This is a genomic window from Duganella kummerowiae (assembly GCF_053572355.1).
Genome location: NZ_JBKFEH010000021.1, coordinates 179,903 through 191,565, shown reverse-complemented (window position 1 = coordinate 191,565; position 11,663 = coordinate 179,903). Strand labels below are relative to the sequence as shown.

Sequence of the window (11,663 nt, the reverse complement as noted above, 5' to 3'; positions counted from 1 at the left end):
GTCGATGGCGGCGATGGCCTTGCTGGACAGGGCGGCAGTCTGCGCGGTGGACAGGCTGCCCACTTGCGCCGAGGTCAGGGCCACGGCCTGGTCGGTGGTCAGGGCGGCAATGCCGGCGGTGGTGATGGCGGCCAGCGAGGCGGTGGCCAGCGAGTTCACTTGCTCGGTGCTCAGCGCGGCCACTTGTGCGGTGCCCAGGGCGGCGATGGCGGCGGTCTTGATCTGGGCCAGGTCGACGGTTTCCAGCGCGGCGATGGCGGCGGTGGACAGGGCAGCCACCTGTGCGGTGCTCAGCACGCCGGCCTGGTTGGTGGTCAGGGCTTCGGCCTGGTCGGAGGTCAGCACCTTGACCTGGGCGGCGCTCAGGGCGGCGACGGCGGCGGTGGACAGCTGGGCGAAGTCGGTGGCTTCCAGCGCGGCCAGGTTCTTGCTCGACAGGGCGGCCACCTGGGCCGAGGTCAGGTTGGCCGCTTGCAGCGTGGTCAGGGCCACGATTTGCGCGGTGTTCAAGCCGCCGGCGAAGGCGGCGGTGGAGAGCGCGGTCACCTGGGTGCTCGACAGGGCGGCCACCTGGTCGGTGGTCAGCGCGGCCAGTTGCGACGTCTTCAGGACGGCAACCTGGCTGGTGGTCAGGCCGGCCAGGTCGGCCACTTCAATGGCGGCGATGGCCTTGCTCGACAGTGCGGCGGTCTGGGCGGTGCTCAGGGCGCCCACCTGGGCCGAGGTCAGGGCCACGGCCTGGTCGGTGCTCAGCGAAGCGAACACGGCGGTGGACAGCGCGGTCAGCGAGGCGGTGGCCAGCGAATTGACTTGGTCGGTGGTCAGCGCGGCGCTCTGCGCCGTGCTCAGGGTGGCGATGGCGGCAGTCTTGATCTGGGCCAGGTCGGCGGTTTCCAGCGCAGCGATGGAGCGGGTCGACAGCGCCGCCACTTGCGACGAGCTCAGCACGCCGGCCTGGGCCGTGGTCAGGGCCACGGTCTGGTCGCTGGTCAGGGCCTTGATCTGGCTGGCGCTGACGCCGCCGATGGCGGTCGTCTGCAGCGCGCCGATATCGGCCGTGGTGATGGCGGCAAAGCTGGCGGTCGACAGGGCCCCCACCTGATTCGACGTCAGCTGCGCGATCTGCAGGGTAGTGAGCAGCGCGGTCTGGGTAGTATTGAATGCCGCCGCGATCTGCGCGGTGGTGAAAGCAGGAATCTGAGAAGAGGTGAACGCCTGGAACTGGTCCGAGTTCAGGCCCGCGATGTCGGCGGTGGCCAGCGTGGTAATCTGTGCCGTGGTGAGATCTGCGATCTGCTGGGTGGTCAAGCTGGTGACGAAGCTCATTCTCTTTCTCCTGAAGGGGGCGCTGCTCTATCTGGTACTACGCGTCGGCCGACGCAACGTTATGTAAGTGCAAATTCGGGCGGTCGTCGGCACGAACTTGGAATCCGTTCCCTGTATAACGACCCAAAACTCAATTTCATTAAGTAAACTTTTTTTTAGGAATGAAGTATTCGTCTACCTCTCTCCGCGGCCCCCAAACAGGGTCCAGGACGGGTCATTATAGCGGACTTCATTTCCGCAAAGCATTTATTTGCAGCCTTGTAGCTGCGGCGCAACCATTTCCGGCGGGAACATTTCACGCTGATGAACATTGCAATTAAGTTCAAGCAGTTTACATATAGAAAAGACAAACCAGAATGATCATTCTATAGCGCAACTTGCAATGTTTCCATCGAAAAGCATGATTTGAGACAATTTTTCTTCAAAGAAAATGCGCACTGGACCGATTGTGGTCCATGCACATGACAGGCGCGTGACGAAAAAAAACCGGCCCACGGGCCGGTTCGGACAGCTTGCGTGGTGTCAGCGCAAGGCCACTACCCCGCTTTTGCGCGCCGCCACCCAATCCTTGATGCGGGCTTCCAGCACATCCATGGGCAGTGCGCCGGCGCCCAGCACTTCGTCATGGAAGCCGCGGATGTCGAAGCGCTCGCCCAACTCCGCCTTGGCATAGTCGCGCAGTTGCAGGATTTTCAACTGGCCGATCTTGTAGCCCAGGGCCTGGCCCGGCCACACGATATAGCGGTCGGTCTCGCTCTGCACATCGACTTCCTCGATGCCGGAATGGTCATGGAAGAAATCCACCACTTGCTGCCGGCTCCATTTCTTATAGTGCAGGCCGGTGTCCACCACCAGGCGGATGGCGCGCAGCATCTCGTCCTGCAGGTGGCCGTAGTAGCTGTAGGGATCCTGGTAGAAGCCCAGCTCCTCGCCCAGGCGCTCGGCGTACAGGGCCCAGCCCTCGGTGTAGGCGGTGTAATTGCCCTGCTGGCGGAACATGGGCAGGCCCTGGATTTCCTGGCCGATGGCGATCTGCATGTGGTGGCCCGGCACGCCCTCGTGCAGGGCCGTGGTTTCGATGCTGATGGTCAGGCGCTTGGCAAAGTCGCCGGTATTGACCATGACCCGGCCCGGACGGCTGCCATCGGGCGTGCCCTGGTTGTAAGCGGCGGCCGAGGCGCCCTCCTCGCGGAATTCCTCGACCGGCTTGATTTCGACCTTACCTTTTGGCAACACCCCAAACAGCTTGGGCAGCTGGGCATACATCTGGTCCGTGTACTTGCCGTACAGATCCAGCATCTCCTGGCGCGATTTGGGGTGCAGCGCAGCATTGCCGGCCAGCGAGGCATTGAACGATTTCAGGTCCTGGAAGCCCAGCTTGTGCGCCACGCCCAGCATCTGGCCCTCGATGCGCGCCACCTCCGCCAGGCCCAGCTGATGGATTTCCTCCGGGGTCTGGCTGGTGGTGGTGGAGGATTTGGCGCGGAAGGTGTAGCGGGCGGCGCCGTCCGGCAGCGACCACATGCCGGCCTCCTTGCGGCCGTGCGGCTCGTAACGCGTCTTCACGTACACGGCCAGCTTCCTGTAGGCCGGATTGACGTCCCTGGCGATGGCGTCCAGCACGCCGGCGCGCAAGCGGGCCTTGTCGGCTTCCGTGAAAGCGGCCGGGAATTTGCCGAGCGGCTCGGCAAACGGCGATTTTTCCGGCGCCATGGCGCCCAGGTCCTCGCATTGCCTGGCGATCTTGGGGATCAGGAATTTGGGCGGCATCAGGTGGTCGCGCACCCCGTTCTGCATCTGGATAGTGGTCTGGGCAAACAGTTTCGGCAGGCTGTGCAGGCGGGCGATGTAATCTTCATAATCCTTGACCGTATCGAAGGGCAGCATGGAAGCGATCTGCGGGGCGTCGATGTGGATGCCGGAATTCTGCGCCAGCGGCATTTCCCATTCTTTATAGCGGGCCCCCTCGGCGCTCTGGCGCAGGTTGCGCACCATCAGGTCGCGATTCAGGCGCTCCTGGACCGGGAAGCCGTCGGTCGAAATGGCTTCGAAGCGGCGCAGGAACTCGCGCGTGGCGCGGATGTCGGCGTCTATGCCCTGCTGGGAAAAATCGGACCAGCGGTCGTTGTAGCGCTTGTCGCCCAGCAGCGAAGCCCATTCCGGGCTGGTGCGCATGGTGTAGTCCCATTGTTCCTTGATCAGGCTGTCGAGCGCCTTGCGGCGGCTTTCCAGGCTGGCGTCGGCGGCATGGACGGCGCCGGCCAGCACGGACAGCAGCAGCGCGGCGGCGCCCAGGCGGTTCATGGTGCTCATGGATGGTTTCCCCTTTATATAATGGAAACGCCACTGTAGCGGCGCGCCGCCGCCAAGCCCAGCGCGCTGCGACAAACGGCGGATACGAAGGGATGGACTGCGGCCGGACCAGCTCAGAGGACGGGCCGCGCCTGGCGCCGCCGCCACACCAGGACTGCAACCGTGCAGGACAGCAGCGCGGCCGCCACCATGTTGATCACCAGGATGCCGCCGCCCAGGCGCAGCACCAGGCCTATGCTGACCCCGGCCTTGACCGCGAACGACCAATCGCCCTCATAAGGAAAGTAGCTGGCCAGTTGCAGCACATAATAGGCGATCCCGCCCCACAGGCCCGGCAGGTGGCCGCGCAGCGACAACACGGCAGCGATCAGGCCCAGCAGCGCCGCCGCCAGCAGCCCCAGGCGCGCCGTGCCCACCTGGGGCTCGCCCAGCAGGCCGGCCACCACGCCCAGCGCCAGCACACTATTTAATAGCAGTACCCTGGCCACCCACTTTTCAAATTCCCGCATAGCTCTCTTTCCCGGCTCAGCCGAAACGCGACTGGTACTCGCTGGGCACCACGCCCAGCTGCGCCGCAAACGCGCGCCGCAGATTGTACTCGCTGCCAAAGCCGCTCTGGGCGGCGGCCCGCTTGACCGTCATGCCGGGCCGCTCCAGCAGGGCGCAGGCAGCTTCCATGCGCAGGCGCAGCAGCAGCCGGGCCGGGCTCAGGTCCGCCTCCTGCCTCAAGCGCCGGTGCAGGGTGCGCACCGACATGGAAAATGCGGCCGCCATCTGTTCCACGTCCAGCTCGCGCTTCAGGCGCGGACGCAGCCAGGCCGTCAGGCGCGCCGCCAGCCCTTCCTCCCCGGCCTGGGCCAGCAGCTCGGCACTGAACTGGCGCTGTCCGCCCGGCCGCTTGAGGAACAGCACCAGGCGCTTGGCCACGCCCAGCGCATACGGGCGGCCGAGATCTTCCTGCACCAGGCTCAGCGCCAGGTCCATACCGGCCGCGATGCCGGCCGAGGTGGCGATCTTGCCATCCTTGACATAAATGGCGTCCTCCTGCACCGCGATATCGGGATACATGCGCCGCAGCAGGGCCACGTCCTGCCAATGGGTGACGGCGCGCCGTCCCTGCAGCAGTCCGGCCGCGGCCAGCACGAAGGCGCCGGTGCACACCGAGCAGCAGCGCGCCAGGGCCGGACAGGCGCGCGCCACCCAAGCCACCATGGCCGGATCGGCATGCTCCACTCCCCTGCCCCCGGACACCAGCAGGGTGGCGCCCGCCGGCAGGCGGCGCGGCAGCTTGTCCGTCTGCACGACTATGCCGGACGAGGACGCGACCAGCCCGCCCTCGCGCGACAGCAGGCGGATGCGGTAGGGCTGGCCCTGGCCCCGGTCCGCCGCTTCATCGTTCGCGGTGGAGAACACCTGGGCCGGACCGGTGGCGTCCAGCAGCAGGAAGCCGGGGAACACCAGGATGAAGATGTCTGTCATGTGGCAGATATTCAACCATGGATGTCATTTATGTCAACCGCCGCCGCGCCATGATAGCGGCATACCACAGCAGGGGATCAGCATGACGCGCACCGTAGGCATCTATGTATTCGAGGACGTGGAAGTGCTGGACTTCGCCGGACCGTATGAAGTGTTCACCTGCGCCGCGCGCGTGGCCGCCGGCCTCTCGCCGCACACGCCGCCACCGTTCCGGGTGCGCACCATTGCCGAGGACCTGGCGCCGCTGCGCGCCCGCGCCGGACTTGCGGTGCTGCCGGAAGCGTCCATGGCCAGCCACCCGCCGCTGGACGTGCTGATCGTGGCCGGCGGCGTGGTGGAGCGCGAGCTGGGCAAGCGCCAGGTGCTGGACTGGCTGGCCGCCACCGCTGCCCGCTGCGAGGTCACGGCCTCGGTCTGCACCGGCGCCCTGCTGCTGGCCGAAGCGGGCCTTCTGGACGGCAGACAGGCCACCACCCACCGGGAGGACATGGATGCGCTGCGCCGCTATCCCGGGGTGCGGGTGCGCACCGACCGGCGCTGGGTGGACGAGGGCCGCATCGTCACCTCGGGCGGCATCTCGGCCGGGATCGACATGTCGCTGCACCTGGTGGCGCGCCTGGCCGGCCATGAACTGGCCGCGCGCACCGCGCTGCAGATGGAATACGGCTGGAAGCAGGCATGACCATCATCCGCAGCCGCAGCTATACGGGCGCGCGGGCCTGGGACGCGCTCCACATCGCCACCGTGGACGGCGCCAGTTGCCGCCTGCACTGGACCGACCAGCCCTACCGCTGGCACGTCAACGACGGCGAAGAAGTGTTTGCCGTGCTGGACGGCGTGGTCGACATGCACTACCGCGCGGATGGCGCCGAACAGGTGGCCGAACTGCGCCCCGGCGACATCTTCCGCGCCGGCCCCGGCTGCGCACACCTGGCCCGGCCACGCGGTCCGGCCCGCGTCCTGGTGATAGAACGGGCCGGCAGCGTGTGACTAGGGCTGGCTGCGTTTAACCGCATTGGCGATGGCCGCCATGTAGCTCGGATGGAGTATGCCCATTTTTGGCAAGGGCGAGTGGACGCCAGGCCCCGGGGCCGGGGCAAACCAATCGCTATCGAATGGCAGCTGGACCTGCACGGCAACGTCAAACTTTGTTCGATGCGATAAGCCGCTGCTTGAGAAACCGGAGTCAGCAGGATCCAGAGCAACTTCGGTGGGATAGAGCCGGTGTGTTTTCTGGCTCGTACCATAGACAACAGAAACTTCATGCGTAGCGTGGGAAACCCTGGCCACCAGCGCAGGGCGCTTCTTGGGACCAGGCTCCCCCAGCGTTTGGGGAAATGCACACCATACGATGTCTCCTGGCGCAGGAAGCGGATGAAATCTTCTTGCCGGTGCCGGAGGCGCCATGGCCTAAAAAATCCGGTCGGTAAAACTATCTTCCGGGGTATCCGTTGCGGGACTCGCCTGGCGGATAGCTCGTATTTGTTCCGGGGTTAAGGCGCCCTCGTCCTGCTCATAGCATGGCAAATACCGGTTTGCCATCTGCCTCAAAGCCAGGTGAGCCACTTCGGTCCTGCTCAGGCCGGTCACATCCATCAATTTCTGGACAGTCTCCTCGCTTACCCCTTCAGCGCTGTCCTGCTTGTGCAAACGCAGAAGAAATCCTGGTTCCTGTTTCGCTGGCATGCTGGGCATGATACGGCTCCGTTTTTCCAGTGACGAGGCGGCCAAGACCGCTCTCCGCGTATCCAGAGTATATATCAAAGGCCTGCCGCGGGCGCAGGCGCAGGCGGCAAGCCTTATGGCACGCCCTTGCCGCCCGAGGCGCCGTAGACCTGGCCGGTGGCGTAGCTGTCCTCGCCGGAGGCCAGCAGCACGTAGACGCCGGCCAGTTCGGCCGGCTGCCCGGGGCGGCCCATGGGGGTGTCCTTGCCGAATTCCGGCAGCTTGTCGGGCGGCTGGCCGCCGGTCACCTGCAGCGGGGTCCAGAATGGTCCCGGCGCCACCGCGTTCACCCGTATGCCCTTGGGCGCCAGCTGCTTGGCCAGGCCCTTGGTGAAGATCATGATGGCGCCCTTGGTGGCGGCGTAGTCGATGATGTTCTCGCCCGGATCGTAGGCGTTCACCGAGGCGGTGTTGATGATCACGCCGCCGCGCTTGAGCAGCGGCACCGCCGCCTTGGAGATCCAGAAGGTGGCGTAGACATTGGTCTTGAAGGTTTCGTCGAACTGCGCCGTCGTGATGTCCAGGATGGAATCGCGCGAGAACTGGCGGGCCGCGTTGTTGACCACGATGTCCAGCCCGCCCAATTCGCGCGCCGCATCGGCCACCAGCTTCTTGCAGAAGTTCTCGTCCTTGATGTCGCCGGGAATGGCGACCGCCTTGCGGCCTTCGGCGCGTATCAGCTGCACCACCTCGCGCGCATCCGGCTCCTCGGCCGGCAGGTAGTTGATGGCCACGTCGGCGCCCTCGCGCGCATAGGCGATGGCGGCTGCGCGGCCGATGCCGGAATCGCCGCCCGTGATCAATGCCTTGCGCCCCTTCAGGCGACCGGAACCCCGGTAACTGGTCTCGCCATGGTCGGGACGCGGATTCATCTTGCTGGCCAGTCCCGGCCAGGGCTGCTGCTGTTCCGGGAAAGGCGGCTTGGGATACTCCGGCGCCGGGTTGGGGGCTGGGCCCTGCGCGGCGGCGGCGCCGCCAGCCTGCGCGCCTGCCTGCGTCATCACCGCGCCCAGCAGGCCGGTGGCCACGCCGCCCACCAGCACGCGTCTTTGTTTATCGGGATGCCCACTGTCGGGATGCTGGTTGTCCATTACGCCTCCTTCACGGTAAAGGACCATCTTGCGGCGCGGGCGCGGCGCGCTATGTGCGCCGTCCCACAGAGCCGACCACGGAACCGTTATTAGAGCCGCAGTTCTATCGTGCCCTGCGGCGCGGATCGTACAGTTGATGCATTTCCTGCAACTGGAGACCGCATCATGTACCTGCGCTACCACGACGGCATCGAACAGCACGCCGCCAACGAAGACCAGCTGATAGACCAGATCGTCGCCTCCATGGGCCGCGTCAACCGCAAAGTGTGCGACAAGCACCGCCACGCCACCCGCGATGCCCACGCCAAGAGCCACGGCATGCTGGTGGGCGAGATCACCATTTACGATGGGCTGCCCGAGCACCTGCGCCAGGGCTTGTTCGCCCGCCCCGCCAGCTATCCGGTGGCGCTGCGCCTGTCCACCGCGCCGGGCGACCTGCACAGCGACACAGTGCCCTCGCCGCGCGGCATGGCGCTCAAGATCCTGGGCGTGCCGGGCCTGCAGTACCACAGTGAACGCGCCGCCACCCCGACCCAGGACCTGCTGCTGGTGAACCAGCCCGTGATCCCCTTCGGCCACGTTCACGCCTACGCGAAAATGCAGGCGCTGCTGGAAAAGCACGCCGACACCAGCGACGCCGCTCGCAAGGTGGCCGCTACGCTGGCCAGCGCCGGCAGCAAGGCACTGCACCTGCTGGGCGTGGACAATCCCACCCTGGAAGGGCTGGGCGCGGCCAACCACCACATCCTGGGCGAGACCTTCTACAGCATGGCCGCGCTGCGCTACGGCGACTACGTGGCCAAGCTGTGTGCCGCGCCGCTGAGCGCCAACGTGCGCGCCCTCACCGGCCAGCCGCTGCGCAGCGACGCCGGCGATTCCGAATTGCGCGACCTGGTGGTGGACTTTTTCCGCAGCCAGGGTGCGGAATACGAGCTGCGCGTGCAGCTGTGCACGGACCTGGAGCGCATGCCGGTGGAAGACGCTTCCATCGAGTGGCCGCAAGATGTCTCGCCGTACCAGCCGGCGGCGCGCATCAGCATCCCACCGCAGGAAGCCTACAGCCCGGCGCGCCGCGTGTTCTTCGACGATGTGCTGTCCTTCAATCCCTGGCACTGCATTGCAGAGCACCGGCCGCTGGGTTCCATCATGCGCGCCCGCATCAAGGCCTATGAGGCGTCCTCGCGCTTCCGCCATGAAATGAATGCGCAGCCGCGCCGTGAAATCCTCCACATCAACGACATTCCCGCATAAGGAGCACACATGACCGCAGAAGAATTGAAACGCACCATACAGGAAGTCCTGGGCGACGCGCCCGACATGATGAAGATCGCCCTCGAATCCATGCTGCGCGAGCACGATCCCGCCACCGAGGGCAGCGTGGGCAGCGCGGGACGCGCCGGCCTGCAATCTGGCACGGTGTCCGAGCTGACCGCGATCGCCAGGCTCAAGCCGGGCGGCGCCGACCGCCTGCGCCGCATCTTCAAGCTGGTCAAGGGTAACTTCAGCGGCGCGCAGAAGGTCGCCACCCTGCACGACATGCGCTTCGTGTTCTTCGATAACGATACCCGCATCCTGTTCGCCACCACCTACGACGGCGACTGGGACACCTATATCGACGATTTCGCCACCAAGATCCCCGACCTGATGGACCTGCTGTTCTCCTCGGTGGAGGGCTGGCCCGGCATCACCGATCCCGGCGTGAAGGACTTCATCGCCAGCCACCAGATCAATGCCGACGGCTGGTACGTGGCCAACCCCAACATCTCAGTGGTGCAGATCCGCCGCCTGCAGAAAATCGACGCGGCGCTGCAGGAATTCCTCGACAAGATAGCCTGAGTCGCCCATGTCCATTATCGACACCATCAAGCATGCGCTGCAGCCTGCCGCGCCGGCACTGGAGCTGGACGACATCCAGGCCACCGTGCTGTTCAACCGTCCCGACCCCTATTACGGCACCCACGCCATGCTGGGCGTCGATACGCCGGAAGGTGGCCGCGCCCTGCTGGCGCGCCTGGCGCCGCAGGTGCGCTCGGCCGCCGACGCGCGCGGCAACCGCGACGCCTGGATCGCGGTGGCGCTCAGCCACGCCGGCCTGCGCGCGCTCGGCCTGCCGCAGGACATGCTGGATAGCTTTCCCGAAGCCTACCGCACCGGCATGGCCGGCCGCGCCGCCCGCCTGCTGGATGAAGGACAGAACGCGCCGGAACACTGGGAAGCGCCGTATGGCCGCGACCAGCTGCACGTGGCGGTCTCCATCTTCGCGCCCGATGAGGCATCCTGGCGCGCGGCGCTGGAGCAGGCGCGCGCCGCCTTTGCCGAGCTGCAGGGCGTGACCCTGCTGGGCAGCCACGATTTCGGCACCCAGCCGGACAGCCGCAATCCTTTCGGCTACCGCGACAACATCGGCAACCCGGCCGTCGAAGGCGGCGTGGAGGAAGTGCTGCCGGGCCAGGGCGAGGCCATCAAGGCCGGCGAATTCATCCTCGGCTATGCGGGCGAATCCGGCTCGCCCCTGCCCGCCCCCGCCGCGCCGCTGGGCCGCAACGGCAGCTTTGCCGTGCTGCGCAAATACAGCGCCGACGCGGCCGGCTTCAACCGCTACATCCGCGCCCATGCGGAGGATGAGGCGGCGCAGGAACTGCTGGCCGCCAAGCTGGTGGGACGCTGGCGCAGCGGCGCCCCGCTGGCGCTGCGCCCGCACCACGACGACCCGGCGCTGGGCGCCGACCCGCGCCGCAACAACGACTTCACTTACGCGGACGACCAGGCCGGCCTGGCGACGCCGCCCGGCTGCCACATGCGGCGCATGAACCCGCGCGACAGCAAGCTGGCCATCCTCACCGACGTCAAGCTGCACCGTTTGATACGGCGCAGCACCACCTACGGCCCGCCCTGGAGTCCGGACCTGCTGCAGGACGATGGCCAGGAGCGCGGCCTGTACTTCATCGCCTTGAGCGCCCGCGCCCCGGAAACGGTGGAATTCATGCAGCAGGAATGGGTGATGCAGGGCGACTTCGCCAACCTGGGACAGGAAAACGATCCGCTGCTGGGCCTGCACCAGCGCCAGGACACCTACACCATCCCGCAGCAGCCGGTGCGGCGCCGCCTGCACGGGCTGCAGGCCTTCTGCACCCTGCGCGGCGGCGAGTACCTGTTCCTGCCCGGTCTCGCCGCGCTGCGCTGGCTGGGCGGCATCGCCCCTGCTTGCACGGCTACTTCTGCGTCAGCAGCGACTGGATGACGGACTCGGTGCGGCCGTAGTCGCCCTCGCCGTAGTGGCTGTACACCACCTTGCCCTGCTTGTCGATCAAGTAGAAGGCCGGCCAGTAGTTGTTGTCGTAGGCGCTCCAGGTGGCGTAGCGGTTGTCCTGCGCCACCGGGTAGGTGATCTGCAGGCGCTTGATGGCGCTGCGCACGTTGTCGGTGCTGCGCTCGAACGGATATTCGGGCGTGTGCACGCCCACCACCACCAGGCCCTGGTCCTTGTACTTCTCGTTCCAGGCTTTCACATACGGCAGCGTGTTCAGGCAGTTGATGCAGCTGTAGGTCCAGAAATCGACCAGCACCACCTTGCCGCGCAGCTGCTGCATGGTGAGCGGGGCGCTGTTGAGCCACTGGTCTATGCCGGTGAACTCAGGCGCGGTTTTCACGGGGGCGGCCTGGGCTGCGGTGGCGACGGTAGCGCTCATGGCGACGGCGGCGGCCAGGGTTTTGAGAGTGGAGATCATG

12 protein-coding genes and 1 pseudogene are annotated in these 11,663 nt (G+C 66.3%); 5 read left to right on the top strand and 8 right to left on the bottom strand.

Annotation, left to right across the window (positions count from 1 at the left end; translation table 11 throughout):
• The 4 genes and pseudogenes from ACLB1G_RS25515 to ACLB1G_RS25500 form a co-directional block, all read right to left on the bottom strand.
• A pseudogene (locus ACLB1G_RS25515) lies at positions 1 to 1,326 on the bottom strand (heme utilization protein); the annotation flags it as partial.
• Positions 1,327 to 1,848: 522 nt separating this feature from the next.
• The gene (locus tag ACLB1G_RS25510; protein WP_491630070.1) at positions 1,849 to 3,639 is read right to left on the bottom strand and encodes a DUF885 domain-containing protein; all 1,791 of its coding nucleotides are present in this window, start codon (positions 3,637 to 3,639) and stop codon (positions 1,849 to 1,851) included.
• A 113-nt stretch (positions 3,640 to 3,752) separates the two neighbouring features.
• On the bottom strand, positions 3,753 to 4,148 hold the full coding sequence (locus ACLB1G_RS25505) for a hypothetical protein (RefSeq protein WP_491630069.1): 396 nt from the start codon (positions 4,146 to 4,148) through the stop codon (positions 3,753 to 3,755).
• Positions 4,149 to 4,164: 16 nt separating this feature from the next.
• Positions 4,165 to 5,118: a GlxA family transcriptional regulator gene (locus ACLB1G_RS25500; RefSeq protein WP_491630068.1), complete on the bottom strand. Its 954-nt coding sequence runs from the start codon at positions 5,116 to 5,118 to the stop codon at positions 4,165 to 4,167.
• Between the two features lie 82 nt (positions 5,119 to 5,200).
• Between ACLB1G_RS25500 and ACLB1G_RS25495 the strand changes: the two genes are divergently transcribed.
• Both ACLB1G_RS25495 and ACLB1G_RS25490 read left to right on the top strand, forming a co-directional pair.
• Positions 5,201 to 5,800 (top strand): DJ-1/PfpI family protein, encoded by a 600-nt coding sequence (locus ACLB1G_RS25495; protein WP_491630067.1) that lies wholly within the window; start codon positions 5,201 to 5,203, stop codon positions 5,798 to 5,800.
• Complete coding sequence (locus ACLB1G_RS25490) at positions 5,797 to 6,108, top strand: cupin domain-containing protein (RefSeq protein ID WP_491630066.1); 312 nt, start codon at positions 5,797 to 5,799, stop codon at positions 6,106 to 6,108. Before ACLB1G_RS25495 ends, ACLB1G_RS25490 begins: the two co-directional genes overlap by 4 nt.
• On the opposite strand, the gene ACLB1G_RS25485 is transcribed toward ACLB1G_RS25490, so the two are convergent.
• From ACLB1G_RS25485 to ACLB1G_RS25475, 3 genes are all read right to left on the bottom strand, one after another.
• Complete coding sequence (locus tag ACLB1G_RS25485; protein ID WP_491630065.1) at positions 6,109 to 6,525, bottom strand: type II toxin-antitoxin system PemK/MazF family toxin; 417 nt, start codon at positions 6,523 to 6,525, stop codon at positions 6,109 to 6,111. It lies immediately after the preceding gene.
• A 3-nt stretch (positions 6,526 to 6,528) separates the two neighbouring features.
• Positions 6,529 to 6,813: a hypothetical protein gene (locus ACLB1G_RS25480; protein WP_491630064.1), complete on the bottom strand. Its 285-nt coding sequence runs from the start codon at positions 6,811 to 6,813 to the stop codon at positions 6,529 to 6,531.
• A gap of 104 nt (positions 6,814 to 6,917) precedes the next feature.
• Positions 6,918 to 7,934, bottom strand: coding sequence for an SDR family oxidoreductase (locus ACLB1G_RS25475; protein WP_491630063.1), 1,017 nt, complete (start codon positions 7,932 to 7,934; stop codon positions 6,918 to 6,920).
• 165 nt (positions 7,935 to 8,099) lie between these two features.
• Between ACLB1G_RS25475 and ACLB1G_RS25470 the strand changes: the two genes are divergently transcribed.
• The 3 genes from ACLB1G_RS25470 to ACLB1G_RS25460 are packed head-to-tail and all read left to right on the top strand — an operon-like array spanning position 8,100 to position 11,175.
• Positions 8,100 to 9,185 carry a catalase family protein gene (locus ACLB1G_RS25470; RefSeq protein ID WP_491630062.1) on the top strand — a complete coding sequence of 362 codons (1,086 nt, stop codon included), beginning with the start codon at positions 8,100 to 8,102 and terminating at the stop codon, positions 9,183 to 9,185.
• A gap of 9 nt (positions 9,186 to 9,194) precedes the next feature.
• Positions 9,195 to 9,770 (top strand): hypothetical protein, encoded by a 576-nt coding sequence (locus tag ACLB1G_RS25465; protein WP_491630061.1) that lies wholly within the window; start codon positions 9,195 to 9,197, stop codon positions 9,768 to 9,770.
• Positions 9,771 to 9,777: 7 nt separating this feature from the next.
• Positions 9,778 to 11,175, top strand: coding sequence for a Dyp-type peroxidase (locus tag ACLB1G_RS25460; RefSeq protein ID WP_491630060.1), 1,398 nt, complete (start codon positions 9,778 to 9,780; stop codon positions 11,173 to 11,175).
• Here ACLB1G_RS25460 and ACLB1G_RS25455 read toward each other — a convergent pair.
• Entirely contained in the window at positions 11,147 to 11,662 is a 516-nt protein-coding gene (locus ACLB1G_RS25455; protein ID WP_491630059.1) for a thioredoxin family protein, read from the bottom strand. The genes ACLB1G_RS25460 and ACLB1G_RS25455 overlap by 29 nt on opposite strands.
• Position 11,663: the final 1 nt, after the last annotated feature.